Below are 16,623 nucleotides of genomic sequence, written 5' to 3'. Positions count from 1 at the left end.
CAGCCGGTCGACGACCGCGTCCCGGCTGCCTGGGTGCTCCTCGTGGGCGCGGCCGTCGGCTTCGGTCTGATGTATGCCCTCGCCGTCCGGACGACGTCGGGCCAGCGCGTCGACACCGGCCTCATGGAGGCTGTCACCGTGACCGGTGCGCAGCACCGGGCGCTCGATGCGCTGCTGCCCGACCCCTACCTGCTGCTCGCGCTGGCTCTGGCCGTGGGTGTGGTGGCGCTGGCGCGGCGGGTGCGCACGGGCCTCGCCGTGCTCGTCTCCGTGCCGCTGCTCGTCGGGGCGACCCAGGTGCTCAAGGCCGGGCTGACGCGACCGCAGCTGGCCGACCCGTGGCTGATGTCGAACTCGCTGCCGAGCGGCCACACCGGGGCGGCCGCGGCGCTGGGGCTGGCCCTGCTGCTGGTCGTGCCCCGGCGGTGGCTGCCCCTCGCGGCGGTGCTCGGGGCCGGCGTGACGGCGTGGATGGGTGCCCTGGTCGTCATGCTGGGCTATCACCGGCCCAGCGACGTCCTCGCCTCCGTGCTGCTCGCTGTCGGCGCCGGTGGGCTCGGCCTGCTGGTGCGCGGCAACACGGGCAGCGGCGCGCGGCTCAGCTGACCCGCTCGAAGACCGCGGCCAGCCCCTGGCCTCCCCCGATGCACATCGTCTCCAGGGCGTAGCGGCCCTCACGGCGGTGCAGCTCATGCGCCATCGTCGCCAGGATGCGGGCGCCGGTGGCCCCCACCGGGTGGCCCAGCGAGATCCCCGACCCGTTGACGTTGAGCCGCTCCCACTGGTCGCTGCCGGGCATACCCCACTCGTGCAGCACGGCGAGCGCCTGCGCGGCGAAGGCCTCGTTGAGCTCGACGAGGTCCATGTCGGCCAGCGTGAGCCCGGCGCGCTCCAGGGCTGCCGCCGACGCCGGCACGGGGCCGATCCCCATCGTCTCCGGAGCCACCCCCGCGACGGCCCACGACCGCAGCGCGAGCATGGGCACCAGCCCGAGCTCGTCGGCCCGCTGCCGGGTGGTGACCACGCACAGCGCGGCCGCATCGTTCTGACCGCTGGCGTTGCCCGCGGTGACGGTCGCCTCGGGGTCCTGGCGGCCCATGATCGGCCGCAGCCCGGCCAGGGTCGCCTGGTCGGTGTCGGGTCTCACGTGCTCGTCGGTGTCGACGACGGTGACGCCCCTACGGCTGCTCACCTCGATCGGGACCAGCTCGGCCTCGAACCGGCCCTCCCGCTGGGCGGCGGACGCCCGCTGGTGCGAGCGCACCGCCAGCGCGTCCTGCGCCTCCCGGGAGATTGCGTAGTCGCGCCGCAGGTTCTCCGCCGTCTCGATCATGCCTCCCGGGACGGGGTGGTGCTCGCCGCCCGCGGTCGAGCGCGCCCGGGCGAGCCGGTCGGCCAGCTCGACGCCGGCCCGGACGCCCTGGCGCAGCAGGGCGTAGTGCTCGACGCTGCTCATCGACTCCGCTCCCCCGGCGACGACGAGCCGGCTGCCACCGCTCGCGACCTGCGACGCCGCGGTGAGCACCGCCTGCAGGCCGGACCCGCAGCGCCGGTCCAGCTGCACACCGGGTGCGGACTCCAGCCCGGCGTTGAGCGCGACGATGCGGCCGAGGGCCGGGATCTCGCCCGAGGGGTTGGCGTTGCCGAGGATCACGTCGTCGACGTCGCCGTCCTGCAGCCCGGTGCGCTCCAGCAGGACCTGCAGCAGCCGGGTCCCGAGGTCGGCGGCGGACAGGCTCGCCAGGCTGCCGAGGAATCCCCCGACGGGGGTGCGGAGCGGGGAGCAGACGACGATCTCGGCCATGGGCCAAGACTACGCAGCACCGGGACGGCCCGGCGCTCCCTGCGCTCGCGCGTCAGCTCTGTTCCGGGCAACCAGGCTCGCTGCGCGAGCATCCTCACCCGCACCGTTGGGTCCTCGCGTGCTCAGTCGAGCCGGTCGGCGGCGACGACACCGCGGAGCATCGCCGAGGAGGCGCGCCGCGCCGTGGCGGCGACCTCCTCGTCCGCGGCCTGCGCGATCTGCCCGAGCAGGTCGACGACCTGCTTCGCGCGGCGCACGAAGTCACCGGCCGACAGGTCGCCCGAGCGCAGCACCTCCTCCAGGCCACGGCCCGAGGCCCAGCGGTGCACCATCCAGGTGATGCCGGGGTCGAGCTCGCGGTCGCCGGTGAGGTTGTGCGCGAGCTTGCCTGACTGCACCTGCGTCCAGATCGCTGCCATCTCCCCCAGTGCCTCGGCGACCTCGACGCTGGGCGTAGGCGGGTCCCCCGGCTCGTCGCCGCGCGCCTCGTGGACCAGCGCGGAGACGACGGAGGCGAGGTCGGCGGGCGTCAGGCGCCGCCAGGTGCCGCGCCGCAGCGCCTCGGCCACCACGAGGTCGAGCTCGGTGTAGATCCGCCGCAGCCGCTGTCCCTCGGGCGTCACCTCCAGGCCGTCCTCGCTGAGGTAGCCGGTCGCCGACAGCAGGTCGCAGATCCGCTCGAAGGTCGCGGCGAGGGTGCCGGTGCGGTGCGAGACGCGGCGCTGCAGGTCGTCGGTCTCCTTGCGCAGCTTCCACCACCGCGCCGACCAGCGCGCGTGGTCCTCCCGCTCGGGGCAGCTGTGGCACGGGTGCGCGGCCAGCTGCGCGCGCAGCTCCTCCACCTGCGCCTCCACTCCGGCCGGTCTGCCGGCGTCCCGGTCGCGCCCGCGCTGTCCGGGGACCGGCTCGCGCACCGTGCTGCGCAGCGCCGCGGCGAGGTCTTTGCGGGCCTTGGGGCTGCGCTCGTTGAAGTGCGAGGGGATCTTGAGGCTGCCGATGACCTCGGGCACGTCGCGGAAACCCGCGACGGTCAGCCGCTGCACCCGGCCGTGCGAGGTGACCACGGTGGGCTCGGGCCCGGCGGAGCGGCCCCGGGCGCCCTTGACGACGACCGCCATCGTGCCGTGCCGCCCGCCGTCGAGCTGGACCACCTGCCCCGGCTCGAGCGTCTCCAGTGCCTCGCCGATGTGGCTGCGCCGCTGCGCCTGCCGGGTCCGCGCCGCCTTCTTCTCCAGCTCGGACAGCTCGTGCCGCAGCCGGCCGTACTCCCGGAAGTCGCCGCGGTCGCACACCATGGACGCGGCATACCCCTCCAGCGCCTCGAGGTTGTGCCGCACCTGGGTCGTCAGCCCCACGACGGAGCGGTCGGCCTGGAACTGCGCGAAGCTGGACTGCAGCAGCTCGTGGGCGCGCTCCCGGCCGTACTGCGCCACGAGGTTGACCGCCATGTTGGAGCTGGGCCGGAAGGAGCTGCGCAGCGGGTAGGTGCGGGTCGAGGCGAGGCCGGCGACGTCCATCGGGTCCACGCCGCGGCGCCACAGGACCACGGCGTGCCCCTCGACGTCGATGCCGCGACGCCCGGCGCGCCCGGTGAGCTGGGTGTACTCCGCCGGGGTGACCGGTGCGTGCTCTTCGCCGTTGAACTTCACCAGCTTCTCCAGCACGACGGTGCGGGCGGGCATGTTGATCCCGAGCGCCAGGGTCTCGGTGGCGAAGACGGACCGGACCTGCCCGGCGGTGAAGAGCTCCTCGACGATCTCCCGGAACAGCGGCAGCATGCCTGCGTGGTGGGCGGCGTAGCCGCGCGAGAGCCCCTCGACGAAGTCGTGGTAGCCCAGCACCCCGAGGTCGGCGGGGTCGACCTCCGCCACCCGCTCGGCCACGAGCGCGCGGATCGTCTGCCCCTGCTCCTCGGGGATGAGCCGGGTTCCGCGCCCCAGGAGCTGCTGGACCGCGGCGTCGCAGCCGGCCCGGCTGAAGATGAAGGTGATCGCCGGCAGCAGCGCCTCGCGGTCGAGCCGGTCGATGACCTGGGCCCGGCTGGCGACCCCGCCGGGCAGCGACCCGCGCGCCAAGCCGGCGTCACCGCGGCTGTAGCGCATGCTCTGCGCGCCGTCGTCGCGGCGGCCGCGCTCGGCCGGGCGCGGGCCCCGGCCCTGAGCGCTGCCACGACCGCCCCGCCGGTCGTCCCGAGCCCCTCTCGGACCTCCCTTGGCGCGCCGGTCGCCCCGTCGGCCGCGGGGCCCGCCGGCGTCCTCCCGGCGCCACCCGCCCTCGGAGCGGGCGGACCGCTCGGCGGCCGAGATCGCCTGCAGCAGCTCGGGGTTCACCCGGGTGGTGCCGTCGGTGCCGGGGTCGGCCCGGGTGCCGTCGGTGACGAAGAGGTCGTACATCCGCTGGCCGACCATCATGTGCTGCCACAGCGGCACCGGCCGGTGCTCGGAGACGATGACCCGCAGCGAGCCGGCGTCGCCGCGGCCACGGACCTGCCGCAGCCAGTCGCCGAACTCCTCGGCGTTGCTGACCGTCGCCGACAGCGAGATCACCTGCACCGACTCCGGCAGGTGGATGATGACCTCCTCCCAGACCGCACCGCGCCAGCGGTCGGCGAGGTAGTGCACCTCGTCCATGACGACGAAGCCGAGTCCCTCCAGGGTGGGCGAGGAGGCATACATCATGTTGCGCAGGACCTCGGTCGTCATGACGACCACCGGCGCCTCGCCGTTGATGGAGGAGTCGCCGGTGAGGAGGCCGACCTTGTCGGGGCCGTGGCGGGCGACGAGGTCGTGGTACTTCTGGTTGGACAGCGCCTTGATCGGGGTCGTGTAGAACGCCTTGCGGCCGGTCTCCAGGGCGAGGGCCACGGCGAACTCGCCGACCACGGTCTTGCCCGCCCCCGTGGGCGCCGCGACGAGCACGCCGGCGCCGCCCTGCACCGCCTCGATCGCCTCCAGCTGGAAGGGGTCGGGCTCGAAGCCGAGGGAGGCGGTGAACCGCCCCGCCGGGGTGGACTCCCACCTCGCGCGTGCACGCGAGGCCGCATATCGCTCCGCGGGGGTGGACATGCCTCCAGGCTACGTCAGGCGGGGGTGAGCACCCGCAGGCTCGCGGGGTCGACCCGCACGCCCAGGGGCAGCGCCGCGAGCGGCTCGCCGTCCCCGTGGGCGACGATGTCCGGTGGGCCCTCGACGAGCACCTCCCGGGCCCGGGTGAGGTGCACCGCCGGGTGGGAGGTATGCCGTCCCGCCCGGATCGCGCGCAGCAGCCCGACCGCCTCGGGCGGCGAGACGGGGCTCACGACGACCAGGTCCAGCAGGCCGTCGGCCGGGTCGGCGTCGGGGGCGAGCGGTAGCCCGCCGCCGAGGTAGGGCATCGTCGCCGCGACCACGATGAGGGCGTCGAGGTCGCGGGTCCGGCCGTCGACCTCGAGCCGGTAGTGCAGCGGCGGCTGGCGGCGCAGCAGGGCGATCTCGACGAGCGCGGAGAGCGTGTAGCTGCTGGCGCCGAGCCAGCGTGGCCACTCGTTGGCGCGGGCGTTGATCCGGGCGTCCAGCGCGCAGCAGACCGAGCCGAGCACACTTCGGTCCAGGTCGCTGAGGTGCAGGGTGTCCACGGTGCGCGGGGTGCCGGTCAGGAGCACGTCGATCGCGGCGTCGGGCTCGCGCGGGAGACGCAGGCTGCGGGCGTTGTCATTGCCGGTGCCGGCGGGCAGGACGCCCAGCGTCGTGCCCGCGCCGGCGCAGACGTCGGCGCCCAGGCTCACCAGGCCGTCCCCGCCGGCGACCGCCAGCACGTCGACGCCGTCCGCCACGAGCGCCGCGCACGCCGCCCGCACCTGCTCCAGCGAGTCGCCGACGACCTCCACCACGTCGTGGCCCTCGGCACGGAGCCGCCGCACGGCCTGCTCGCCCAGGACCGCCCCGCCCCGCCGGCCCGAGCGTCGGCCGTGGGCGAGCGCATACCTCATGACAGGGGGGTTGCCTCGTCGGGCGAGAGTCCGGCATAGCGGTCCGGGTTCTTCTTCGCCCGGCGGCGCTCCATGAGGAAGGCGACGCCGACCGCGCACCAGTAGAGGGCGAAGACCGGGGAGGCCATGGCCAGCATGGTCCACGCGCTGGGGTCCGGGGTCATGAAGGCCGAGAAGACGAGGATGCCGAAGAGGACGACCCGCCAGCTGCGCAGCATCATCCGGGCGGACAGGACCCCGATCTGGTTGGCGGCCACCAGCACGACCGGCAGCAGGAACGCCAGGCCGAAGGCGAGCATGAAGTAGAGCCACAGCGTCAGGAAGTCCTGCGCATCAGGCAGGTTGGCCGCACCCACAGGGGTGAAGCTGAGCAGGATCGCGACCAGCCGCGGGAAGGTGAAGGCGGCCAGCGCCGCGCCGGCGAAGAACAGCGGGATCGAGATGAAGAAGTAGGACAGCGCGATCCGCTTCTCCGGGCGGGTGAGGCCGGGCAGCAGGAAGGCCCAGATCTGCCACAGCCAGATCGGGCTCGCCAGCAGGATGCCGCTGAAGACGGCCACCCGCAGCTGCATGGCGAAGGGCTCGGTGATGTTGCGGAAGCGCAGCATCACCTCGTCATCTCCGCGCTCTCGAGCGACGTTGACGATGGGTGCGTTCACGAAGGAGAAGATCTCGTCGTACCAGTACCACCCCACCACCGAGAGCACACCGATCGCCAGGACGCTGATCGTCAGCCGGTTGCGCAGCTCCCGGAAGTGCTCGGCCAGCGCCATCCGACCCTGGGGGTCCCGGCGGCGCCGGCTCGGGCGGTCGGTGCGGGCCACGACGAGTGTGATGGGAGGCGAGCAGGACGCTCAGGCGCCGGTGCCGGCGCCCTCGCCGCCCTCGCGACGCTTCATCGCGTCGTACTCGGCGCGGGCGGTGTCGGTGTCGCCGCTCTTGCTGCGCTCGTCGAGGGCGGGCCGCTCGGAGTCCTTGGCGTCCTTCCGGGCCTCGCCCTCGTCCTTCATCTGGTCGACCTCCGACTTGAAGACGCGCATCGACTCCCCCATGGACCGAGCCATGTTGGGCAGGTTCTTCCACCCGAAGAGCAGGACGAAGGCCACGATGAGGACCACGATGTGCCAGGCCTGGAGACGCATGGGGGATGCTCGCTCTCGATCGGGGCCCGCGGACACCTGCCACGGGCGGTGACGTCCGTCAGTCTAACGGGCGGCGCCCCCCGGGGGTGTTCCGGTCGCCGGTCCCGTCGCCGCCCGTGACGCCGGCGAGGCCCGCCGCCGCGGCCTCGCGGACAGCAGTGACCATGCCCGCCGGCTCAAGGACCGTGACCCCACCGCCCTCGCGCAGGACGAGCCGCACCAGCCAGCGCGGGTCGGCCACGCGCAGGGTCATCCGCACCGAGCCGTCCTCGAGCGTCGCGACCTCCTCGGCCGGGATCTGCTCGGCCACCCAGGCCGAGGCCGGCGCGAGGTCGAGGGTGACGGTCTGGTCCTGCGGGTCGGGACGGTATACCCCGGTCCCGACCGCGCGGGTCGGCAGCTCCTCCGGCGGTGTGGCGTCCGTGTCGAGGACGTCGACCGCCTCGATCCGGTCGAGCCGGAACAGCCGGAGGTCCTGGGCGCGGTGGCACCACCCCTCGAGGTACCACCGGCCGTCGACCGAGAGCACCCGCAGCGGGTCGACGTCGCGCTCGGTGGTCTCGTCGCGGCTGGCCGAGGTGTAGCGCAGGTGCAGGCGCCGTCGCTCGGTCAGGCCGGTGCGCACCCGTCCGGCGAGCTCGTCGTCGACGGGCTGCTCCAGGGCGACCTGCACCTGGGCGGCCCCTGTGGCGCCCTCCCCCGCGGCCGCCTCGAGCTTGGCCAGCGCCCGGTCGATGGCGTCCCGCTCGGCCAGCCCCGGTGTCGCCGCCAGGGCGCGGAGCGCGACGATGAGGGCCAGCGCCTCGTCGCGTCCCAGCCGCAGCGGGCGGGCGATGGTGTCGGCGTTGCCGACGAAGACCCGGCCGCCCTCCCAGGAGGCCTCGATGAGGTCGTCCGGGTAGTGCCCGGGCAGCCCGCACAGGAAGAGCACCTGCAGGTCCTCGACGACCTGCTCCTCGGTGACGCCGAGCTCGGCGGCCGCCGTGGACAGATCGATGCCCTGGCGGTGCACCAGCCAGGGGACCATCGTCAGCATCCGGGACACGCGGGAGGTCGCGCTCTCGTAGGTGGCCATCAGCCCTCCTGCCCACCGTGCGCCGCGACCACCGCACGGAGCTGGTCGGCGACGAGCGTCGCCAGCTCCGGCGGGTCGACGACACGGACGTCGGGGCCCGCGGCGCAGACCTCACGCGCCAGGCGCGGCCACGACCCGGCGGCCACGTCCACGAGACTCCAGCCCTCGGGTGCGTCCCCACCCGTCGTGGCCGTCCCCCGGCGGCGCAGCGAGGCCGCCGCGCCGTCGCGCAGGAGCAGCCGCGCGGTCCGGTCCGACGGCGGGTCCTCCCCGGCGCTGCGCCGGATCATGGCGAGCGTGTCGAGGTCGTCGGGGACGGCATACCCCCCGGCCCGGCCGGAACGCTTCGGCGTGCCGACGACGCGGTCGAGCCGGAAGACCCGTGGCGCCTCGCGGTCGAGGTCGTGGGCCGTGAGGTACCACCGGCCGTGCCAGCTCGTGAGCCCCCAGGGCTCGACCCGACGGTGCGCGAGGTCGCCGCTGCCGCCGCGGTAGTCGAAGGTGATCGGCGTGCGGGTCAGGACCGCATCCCGGACCGGCTCGAAGGCCGGGTCGGGGGTGTGCAGCAGCGGCTCGATCCCGGCGACCGACGACTCGTCGCGCACCACCCCGGCCGCGTCCAGCTTGCGCAGCGCCTGCGCGGCGGCCCGGCGAGGCTGGCCTGGCTCCAGGAGCGCGCGGCCAGGCCCAGCACCGCGAGCTCGTCCGGGGCGAAGTCGATCTCGGGCAGGGCGTACTCCCGCTGGTCGATGCGGTAGCCCGGCTCGTCGTCGAAGAAGGCGTCGATCGGCTCGGTGCGCAGCGGGATGCCCAGCGCCCGCAGCTCGTCCTTGTCCCGCTCGAACATCCGCTCGAAGGCCTCGACGCTGCCCGCGGCGTAGTCGGGCACCGCCTGGCGCAGCTTGGCCTTGGACAGCGGCTGCCGCGTGTGCAGCAGGGCGATCACGAGGTTGAGCAGGCGTTCGGTCTTCGCCGTGGCAGGGCTGACCCCCGCGCTCGCCTTCGTCGCCATGGTCCGACAGGCTACCGTCCGGGCTCCCCGGACCCGGGCATCTATAGGCTCACCTGTCGTGATGACGTGGCGCGAGGGTCGGGTGCGCGAGCTGCTGCCCGGCTGGGACGGGGTGGTGGTCGTCTCCGTCGACCTGGACGGCGACGCGACCGTGCGGGCGCTCGCCTACCTCGAGCTGGTCGGCGCACCGGTGATCGGCGACCGGGTGCTGCTCAACATCACCGCGCTGGAGCGGGGACTGGGCACCGGGGGGTATGCCCTCGTCGTCGCGATCCCGGACCGGCCGGGCGCCTGGCCGGGGACGACGCACCCGGCGCCGGGTCACCTGGTCAAGGCGCGCTACACCCCGCTGCAGCCGATGGTGCTCGGCGTGGACGACCCCGAGGGCGAGCACCACGGCACGCTGGCCGAGGCCGACGACCTCGACGGACTGCCCGTCCTCGCCACCGACCTGCACTCGGCGCTGCCCGCGGTGCTCGCGGGCGTCCGCGAACGAGCACCCCGCGCCCGGGTCGCCTATGTCATGACCGACGGCGGGGCGTTGCCGCTGGCGTGGTCGCGCACGGTGGCCGGGCTGCGCGACGCGGGGTGGCTCGCGGCGAACATCACCGCCGGGCAGGCCTATGGCGGCGACCTTGAGGCGGTCACGGTGCACACCGCCCTGCTCGCGGCCCGGCACGTCGTCGGTGCCGACCTCGCGGTGGTCGTGCAGGGACCGGGCAATCTGGGCACCGACACCCGGTGGGGCTTCTCCGGGGTGGCCGCGGGCGAGGCGCTCAACGCCGCGGGGGTCCTGGGCGGACGGCCGGTGGCCGGGCTGCGGGTGTCGCAGGCGGACGCCCGCGAGCGGCACCGCGGACTGTCGCACCACAGCGCCACGGCCTTCGGCCGGGTCCTGGCCCACGCGGCCGACGTGCCGGTGCCGGCGACGACGGACCGCCTGACGGACCCGCTGGCGAGCTGCCTGCGTCGGGTGCGGGAGGAGGCCCGGGCGCTGGCCGACGACGCGCCCCACCTCACCGTGGTCGACGTGGACACCTGCGGGCTCCTCGACGCGCTGCGGGACGTCCCGGTGACCCTGTCCACGATGGGCCGCGGCCTGGAGGAGGACCCTGCGAGCTTCCTCGTCGCCGCCGTGGCTGGTCGGCACGCCGCGACGCTGGTCGGGGATCTAGGGTGACCGCCATGGACTCCCCTGGCGCCACGGCATACCTCGTCAAGTTCGCGGACGCCTGAGGCGGCGATGTCCTCCGACCTGGTCTTCCTGCTCGGCGGCGCGGTGCTGCTGCTCGCGGTCGCGCTGCCCAGCCTGCTCACCCGCGCCTGGCTCTCGGCGCCGGTCATCCTCATCGTCGTCGGCGCGCTCATCGGCCTGCTGCCGTTCGGCTCCGGCTTCTCCTTCGACCCCACCGACCAGCGGGAGACGATCGAGCACGTCACCGAGTTCACCGTGCTGCTCGCGCTCATGGGCGTGGGTCTGGCGCTGGACCGGCCGCTGACCTGGCGGCACCCCGGCACCTTCCGCACCTGGGCGGCGACCTGGAAGCTGCTCGGGATCGCGATGCCGCTCACCATCGCGGGCGTCTTCCTGCTGGGCTGGTGGGGGCTGGGGCTCGGTGTGGCCCAGGCACTGCTGCTGGGTGCCGTGCTCGCGCCGACCGACCCGGTGCTGGCGAGCGACGTGCAGGTCGACGGGCCGGCGATCCGCCGTCCCGGGCGCGATGACGAGGGCGGTGACGACGAGGCCTCGGGCGGCCGGCAGGACGCCGGTGACGTCGTCGACCAGTTGCACGACGACGAGATCACCGACCACGACGAGGTGCGCTTCGCGCTGACCTCCGAGGCCGGCCTCAACGACGCGCTGGCCTTCCCCTTCGTCTACGCCGCGATCTTCCTCGTGACCCTCGGGCCGGTCGCGGAGTGGGGGTGGCGGTGGCTGGGCTTCGAGCTGGTCGGCAAGGTCGTCATCGGGCTCGTGGTCGGCCTCGCGGTCGGGTGGCTCATGGCCTACATCGCCTTCCGGTCGCGCCAGCAGGCGCTGCGGCTCGCCGAGCAGGGCGAGGCGCTGCTGGCGCTGGCCGCGATGCTGGTGTCCTACGGCGTCGCCGAGGTGGCGCAGGGCTACGGCTTCTTGTCGGTCTTCGTCTGCGCGATGGCGATGCGCTCCCAGGCGCGCCGGCACGAGTTCCACGAGCACATGCACGGTGTGGTGGAACGACTGGAACGGCTGCTGACGCTCGTCGTGCTGCTCTTCGTCGGCATCGCGCTCACCGACGGGGCGCTGGAGCACCTCGACTGGCGTGGTGTGCTCGTCGGCGTCGCGCTGGTGCTGCTCATCCGGCCGCTGTCCGGGTGGGCCGCCCTGGCGGTCGGGCGCTGGCGCACGGCCGAGGACGTGCACCGACCGCTCGCGCGGCGCGAGCGGGCCATCACCGCCTTCTTCGGCATCCGCGGCGTGGGGACGCTCTACTACTTGTCCTACGCCCTCTCCGAGGCGAGCTGGACCGGCGAGCGGTGGCTCTGGGCCACCTGCGTCTTCACGATCGTGCTCTCGGTCGTCGTGCACGGGGTGCTCGCGACGCCGGTCATGGCGTGGCTGGAGCGCGACCGCGCCCGCCTCACCGACTCCTCCCCCTGACCACCGGGCGCCGCCCATGGTTGCCCCAGACCCGACCGGGCGTCGTGAATGGTTGCCCGGTATGCCTCCAGCTGGTCAGCGGACGTCGACCAGGTCCACGACGAAGATCAGCGTCTCGCCACCCTTGATGGCAGCGCCCGCGCCGCGGTCGCCATACCCCAGGTGCGGCGGGATGACGATCTTGCGGCGGCCACCGACCTTCATCCCGAGCAGACCCTGGTCCCAGCCCTGGATGACCTGACCGACACCGGCGGTGAAGGTGAGCGGCTCGCCGCGGTTCCAGGACGCGTCGAACTCCTCGCCGGTGGACCAGGACACCCCGACGTAGTGGGCCGAGATCGTCGACCCAGCGGTCGCCTCCGCGCCCTTGCCGACCTCGAGGTCCTCGACCTGTAGCTCGGTGGGCGGCTCGTCACCGGGGAAGTCGATCTCGGGCTTGGCCTTCTGGACGCGGCCGAAGGGGGACTCGGTCATGAGGTGCTCCTTGTCGTGATGATGTCAGGTATGCCGTGCGCCGGCCAACCATTCGCGGCGCTCGGTGGGTCGTGGGGCCACCATTCGCGGCGCTCGGTGGGTGATGGGTCAGGAGGCGCCGAGGATGTCGACGACGAAGACCAGGTCCTCGCCGGCGAGCTCGTGCTGCGGGCTCGCGGTCTCGCCCTCGGTCTCCTCCTCGGCCTCGCCGTAGGCCTCGGCGGCCGGGACGACGAGCAGCACGCGGGACCCGATCGGCTGGCCGACGAGCCCCTCGTCCCACCCGGCGATGACCGAGCCGACGCCGATGGGGAACTCGCTGGGCTCGCCCCGCTCCCAGGAGCTGTCGAACTGCTCGCCGTCGGACAGCTTCACGCCGGTGTAGTGGACCCGGATGGTCTGACCGGCGACCACCTCGGGGCGCTCCCCCTGGATCAGCTGCTGGGCCACGAGCTGGTCCGGTGCCTCGACGCCCTCGACGTCGATCTCCGGGCCGGTGTCGCCCATGGTCACGGTGGGTAGGCCCTCCTGCGGCTCGACCTCCTCGCCCTGCGCCTCGGTCAGCGGCTCCCCGGTGTCCTGGACACTCATGTAGAACAGCATCGTGTCGGTCGGGCCGACCCCGAGCTGGGCGCTGCCGGCCTCGCCGAAGGCCTCGCTCGCGGGGATCGCCATGAGGAACTCGTCGCCCACAGCCATGCCGGGCAGCTGCTCCCGGAAGGCCGGGAAGAGCGCCTCGTCGCCGAGGTCGAGGGTGACCGACTCGTCGTTCGGGAAGGTCGAGACGAGCTCCTCGCCCGAGGTGCCGTTGACGGCGAGGTACTGCACCTGGACCTCGTGACCCTCGGCCACCTCCTCGCCGTCGCCCTCGGCCAGGTTGCGCGTCTCCGTGCCGCCCGCGACGAAGGGCAGGTCACCGTCGGCGAACGGCTCGTCGTCCCACGTCAGGGCCGGGGCCTCGCCCTCGGTGTCGACCTCCACGTCGGCCAGGTCGCCGTTCGGGGCGGCGCTGGTCGCGGCCGCGTCGTCCCCCGGCGAGCTGGTCGCGCTCGCGTCGTCGCCCTCGCCGGAGGAGTCCGGGCTGCACGCCGCGAGGAAGATGAGGGGTGCGGCCGCAGCCGCGAGGTAGCGCAGTCGGGAAGAGCGCACGGAGCGTCCTTTGCAGAATCGGGGAATCGTCGTCTCCCCGCCAGCCTAACCCGGTCGACTGGACGTCAGGTGGGAGCACCACCGGAGGCACGGACGTGCTCGAGCAGCGCGTCCACCCGCTCGTCCTGCCAGGCGAAGGGGTCCTTGCAGATCACCGTCCGCGCGGCGGTGTCGTTGAGCTTGAGGTGCACCCAGTCGACGGTGAAGTCGCGCCGGTGCTCGGCGGCCACCCGCACGAAGTCGCCACGCAGCCGGGCCCGGGTCTGCGGCGGGTCGGTCGTGGCACTCCTGATCCGGTCCTCGTCCACCACGGTCCGGGCGGCGCCGGAGCGCTCCAGGATCCGCACCAGCCCGCGCCGGGCGTGGATGTCGTGCCAGGCCAGGTCGAGCTGCTGCAGCCGTGGGTCCCACGCGTCCAGACCGTGCCGCGCGGCGTAGGAGTCGAGCAGCTTCTTCTTCATCACCCACTCGATCTCGGTGTCGACGAGGTGCAGCCGGTCGGTGGCGATCGCCTCCAGCCCGCGCCCCCACAGCTCCAGCACGTCCCGGTATGCCCCCTCTCTCCCGATCCCGGCGGCCTCGGTATACCTCGTCACGAGCTCGAGCAGCTGCTGCTGGACCTCCAGCGCGGTGACGGTGCCACCCCGACGCAGCCGCAGCGGCACCCGACCCGTGGGGTCGCGGGAGATGTCGCGGATCGCCTGCATGGGGTTGGCGAGCACCAGGTCGGGCACGACGGTGCCGGCCTCGAGCATCTGCAGCACCAGGTCGGTGGTGCCGAGGCGCAGCAGCGTCGTGGTCTGGCTCATCGTGGAGTCGCCGACGATGACGTGCAGACGGCGGTGCTTCTCCGGGTCGGCGTGCGGCTCGTCGCGGGTGTTGATGATCGGGCGGGACCGGGTGGTGGCCGAGCTGAGGTCCTCCCACATGTGGTCCGCGCGCTGCGAGACGAGGTAGGTCGCCCGTTGCTCGGTGACGTGCAGCCGGCCGGCGCCGGTGACCAGCTGCCGGGTGACGAGGAAGGGCACCAGGGTCTCGGTGACCCGCTCCATGCGGGTGCGGCGCTCGATGAGGTAGTTCTCGTGCGAGCCGTAGGAGTTGCCGCGCGAGTCGACGTTGTTCTTCAGCACGTAGACGGTGGCGTCGAAGCCCTCCTCCGCGAGCCGCTGCTCGGCGTCGTCCGCGAGGTCCTGGACGATGATCTCCCCGGCCCGGTCGTGGGCGACGACGTCGAGCAGGTCGGTGCACTCCGCGGTGGCGTACTCCGGGTGAGACCCGACGTCGAGGTAGAGCCGGGAGCCGTTGCCGAGGAAGACGTTGGAGGAGCGGCCCCAGGCCACGACCTTGCGGAAGAGGTAGCGCGAGACCTCCTCCGGCGAGAGCCGGGAGCCGCCCCGGAAGGTGGCGTTGACGCCGAACTCGGTCTCGACGCCCATCACCCGCTGCTTCACTCGCCGCCCTTCTGCACGAAGCCGTGCACGAACTCGGTGGCGTTGCTCTCCAGGACGCCGTCGATCTCGTCGAGGAGGGAGTCCAGCGCAGCGTCCCGCTCGGCGCTCTGCGCGGCGGGCGCGGTGGGTGGCGGGGTGGGGTCCGGGCCGGGCTCGCCGCCTCGTTCTGACTCCCGGTCACGACGCTCGAAGTGCTGCTGCGACATGGTCCTACCCTAGGCCAGACCTCCCACGCACGCCCCTGGTCACGCCGTCCCGGCGACACTCCCCTCTCGATCGGCCACAACGTTCACGTGAACGCTGGAGCCGTTCGTCATGGGCGTGTCGCCGGCACGGGAGCAGTCCGGGGTCAGACGTCCTCGCTGGCGAGCTCGGAGAGCAGGCTCGCCGCGGAGGTATGCCGGTCCAGCAGCCCGACGACAGCCGCCCGGCTGCCGCTGGTCGGCTCGTCCATGCGCACCCGGCGCAGGCCGCCCCGGTCGTCGACGAGCACCACCGAGTCCCAGGACGCCGCCCGGAGTCCCCCGGCCGCGCCGTAGCGCCGCACCGCCTCGCCCCTGAACCAGGCCCGTGTGTCCGACGGCGGCTCCGTGACCGCGGCGGCGACCTCCTCCGGCGTGACCAGCCGCTCCAGCTGGCCGGCGGCGCGCAGCTTGCGGGCCAGGCCCCGCCCGGGGTCGAGGTCGTGCCACTGGATGTCCATGGCCGCGATCCGCGGGTCGTCCCAGCCCGCGCCCCCGCGCTCCCGGAAGCGCTCCAGCAGCTGGTGCTTGGCCACCCACTCGACCTGTCCCGCGGCCTGCGACGGGTCGCGGCGCAGCGTGTCGAGGACCTCGCGCCAGCGGCCGAGCACCTCGTCGGTCTCGGTGTCGTCCGGGTCATCCCAGGCCTCGTGGCCCGAGGCCGCGGCCCGCTCGGCGGCCTCCAGGTGCGCCTCGACCAGGTCCACGCCGGTCATCTCGCGGCCGTCGGCCAGCGGCACCGTGACCTGCAGCGACGGGTCGTGGCTGATCGCCTGCGCGGCGGCGACCGGGTGGGCGAGCGGCATACCCTCCAACAGCTCGGGGTGCGTCTCGATGACGCGGAGCACGGCCGACAGCGAACCCAGCGCGAGATAGGTGGTGACGTCGGCCATCGTGGCGTCACCGACGATGACGTGCAGCCGCCGGTGCAGGTGCGGGGTCGCGTGCGGCTCGTCCCGGGTGTTGACGATGGGGCGGCGCAGCGTCGTCTCCAGCCCGACCTCGGCCTCCAGGTAGTCCGCGCGCTGCGAGAGCTGGAAGCCGGGCTGCTCGCTCGCCTGGCCGATCCCCACCCGCCCGGCACCGGCGATGACCGGTCGCGCGACGAGGAAGGGGATGAGCAGCCGTGCCAACCGGTCGAAGGGCACCGCGCGGGGCACCAGGTAGTTCTCGTGGGTGCCGTAGGACGCGCCCTTGCCGTCGACGTTGTTCTTGTAGAGCCGCACCTCCAGCCCCTCCTCGGCCAGGGTCCGCACCGCGCCCCAGGCGACCTCCTCCCCCGCCCGGTCGTAGCGGACGGCCGCGAGCGGCCCGGTGACCTCGGGCGAGGAGTACTCCGGGTGCGCGTGGTCGACGTAGAAGCGGGCCCCGTTGGACAGCACCGAGGTCGCGATCGTCGGGTCCTCGACATCGGTGAGCTGGGAGCGGTCGGCCAGCGCCCGCGCCATCTCGAAGCCGCGGGCGTCCCGCAGCGGCGTCTCGTCGGCGTAGTCCCACCCCGCGCCGGAGGGGAGCGCCGCCCCCGGGGCCGCGCCGGCGGCATACGCCCGGACCACCTGGCCGGAGAGCACCATCGGGGTCACCGGGCGCCCGGCCGGGTCCAGCTGGGTGCTGGTGATCCCCAGCTCGGTCTCGATGCCCATGACCCGGCGGACTCCCATGGCGCCGA

The 16,623-nt window shown here is 73.7% G+C and carries 16 protein-coding genes; 3 read left to right on the top strand and 13 right to left on the bottom strand.

All coding sequences use genetic code 11. The features are described from left to right. Positions 1 to 33 precede the first annotated feature (33 nt). The gene (locus BJF80_RS12855; RefSeq protein ID WP_075814182.1) at positions 34 to 606 is read left to right on the top strand and encodes a phosphatase PAP2 family protein; all 573 of its coding nucleotides are present in this window, start codon (positions 34 to 36) and stop codon (positions 604 to 606) included. Here BJF80_RS12855 and BJF80_RS12850 read toward each other — a convergent pair. From BJF80_RS12850 to BJF80_RS20380, 8 genes are all read right to left on the bottom strand, one after another. Further along, positions 599 to 1,804, bottom strand: coding sequence for an acetyl-CoA C-acetyltransferase (locus BJF80_RS12850; RefSeq protein WP_075814180.1), 1,206 nt, complete (start codon positions 1,802 to 1,804; stop codon positions 599 to 601). The two genes, BJF80_RS12855 and BJF80_RS12850, sit on opposite strands and share 8 nt — an antisense overlap. 122 nt (positions 1,805 to 1,926) lie before the next feature. After that, the gene (locus tag BJF80_RS12845) at positions 1,927 to 4,869 is read right to left on the bottom strand and encodes a DEAD/DEAH box helicase (RefSeq protein ID WP_075814178.1); all 2,943 of its coding nucleotides are present in this window, start codon (positions 4,867 to 4,869) and stop codon (positions 1,927 to 1,929) included. Between the two features lie 14 nt (positions 4,870 to 4,883). After that, the gene (locus BJF80_RS12840; protein ID WP_075814176.1) at positions 4,884 to 5,771 is read right to left on the bottom strand and encodes a diacylglycerol/lipid kinase family protein; all 888 of its coding nucleotides are present in this window, start codon (positions 5,769 to 5,771) and stop codon (positions 4,884 to 4,886) included. After that, complete coding sequence (gene tatC / locus BJF80_RS12835) at positions 5,768 to 6,595, bottom strand: twin-arginine translocase subunit TatC (protein WP_237767609.1); 828 nt, start codon at positions 6,593 to 6,595, stop codon at positions 5,768 to 5,770. Before tatC ends, BJF80_RS12840 begins: the two co-directional genes overlap by 4 nt. A gap of 30 nt (positions 6,596 to 6,625) precedes the next feature. Next, positions 6,626 to 6,913, bottom strand: coding sequence for a Sec-independent protein translocase subunit TatA (tatA, locus tag BJF80_RS12830; RefSeq protein ID WP_075814174.1), 288 nt, complete (start codon positions 6,911 to 6,913; stop codon positions 6,626 to 6,628). 58 nt (positions 6,914 to 6,971) lie between these two features. Beyond that, positions 6,972 to 7,988 carry a helix-turn-helix transcriptional regulator gene (locus BJF80_RS12825; RefSeq protein WP_083673666.1) on the bottom strand — a complete coding sequence of 339 codons (1,017 nt, stop codon included), beginning with the start codon at positions 7,986 to 7,988 and terminating at the stop codon, positions 6,972 to 6,974. Next, positions 7,988 to 8,596: a helix-turn-helix transcriptional regulator gene (locus BJF80_RS20385; RefSeq protein ID WP_237767608.1), complete on the bottom strand. Its 609-nt coding sequence runs from the start codon at positions 8,594 to 8,596 to the stop codon at positions 7,988 to 7,990. Before BJF80_RS20385 ends, BJF80_RS12825 begins: the two co-directional genes overlap by 1 nt. Then, positions 8,506 to 9,000 (bottom strand): helix-turn-helix transcriptional regulator, encoded by a 495-nt coding sequence (locus tag BJF80_RS20380; protein ID WP_237767607.1) that lies wholly within the window; start codon positions 8,998 to 9,000, stop codon positions 8,506 to 8,508. The genes BJF80_RS20385 and BJF80_RS20380 overlap by 91 nt, the downstream gene beginning before the upstream one ends. Positions 9,001 to 9,058: 58 nt before the next feature. On the opposite strand from BJF80_RS20380, the gene BJF80_RS12815 reads away from it, so the two are divergent. Continuing rightward, on the top strand, positions 9,059 to 10,180 hold the full coding sequence (locus tag BJF80_RS12815) for a DUF3866 family protein (RefSeq protein WP_075814172.1): 1,122 nt from the start codon (positions 9,059 to 9,061) through the stop codon (positions 10,178 to 10,180). 63 nt (positions 10,181 to 10,243) lie between these two features. Next, complete coding sequence (locus tag BJF80_RS12810; RefSeq protein WP_075814170.1) at positions 10,244 to 11,638, top strand: cation:proton antiporter; 1,395 nt, start codon at positions 10,244 to 10,246, stop codon at positions 11,636 to 11,638. Between the two features lie 75 nt (positions 11,639 to 11,713). Here the strand turns inward: BJF80_RS12810 and BJF80_RS12805 are convergent, their stop codons facing one another. From BJF80_RS12805 to dop, 5 genes are all read right to left on the bottom strand, one after another. Beyond that, positions 11,714 to 12,112 (bottom strand): FKBP-type peptidyl-prolyl cis-trans isomerase, encoded by a 399-nt coding sequence (locus tag BJF80_RS12805; protein ID WP_075814168.1) that lies wholly within the window; start codon positions 12,110 to 12,112, stop codon positions 11,714 to 11,716. A 108-nt stretch (positions 12,113 to 12,220) separates the two neighbouring features. Beyond that, positions 12,221 to 13,261 carry an FKBP-type peptidyl-prolyl cis-trans isomerase gene (locus BJF80_RS12800; RefSeq protein ID WP_075814166.1) on the bottom strand — a complete coding sequence of 347 codons (1,041 nt, stop codon included), beginning with the start codon at positions 13,259 to 13,261 and terminating at the stop codon, positions 12,221 to 12,223. Positions 13,262 to 13,326: 65 nt separating this feature from the next. After that, positions 13,327 to 14,712, bottom strand: coding sequence for a Pup--protein ligase (gene pafA / locus BJF80_RS12795; protein ID WP_075814164.1), 1,386 nt, complete (start codon positions 14,710 to 14,712; stop codon positions 13,327 to 13,329). After that, positions 14,709 to 14,918 (bottom strand): ubiquitin-like protein Pup, encoded by a 210-nt coding sequence (locus BJF80_RS12790; protein ID WP_075814162.1) that lies wholly within the window; start codon positions 14,916 to 14,918, stop codon positions 14,709 to 14,711. Before BJF80_RS12790 ends, pafA begins: the two co-directional genes overlap by 4 nt. 143 nt (positions 14,919 to 15,061) lie before the next feature. Further along, positions 15,062 to 16,615, bottom strand: coding sequence for a depupylase/deamidase Dop (dop, locus tag BJF80_RS12785; RefSeq protein WP_075814160.1), 1,554 nt, complete (start codon positions 16,613 to 16,615; stop codon positions 15,062 to 15,064). Positions 16,616 to 16,623 lie beyond the last annotated feature (8 nt).

It is taken from the genome of Serinicoccus sp. CUA-874 (assembly GCF_001942225.1).
GTDB classification, from domain to species: Bacteria; Actinomycetota; Actinomycetes; order Actinomycetales; family Dermatophilaceae; genus Ornithinicoccus; species Ornithinicoccus marinus.
Note: the sequence above shows the minus strand (reverse complement) of the source record. Positions and strands in the feature narration are given on the sequence as shown.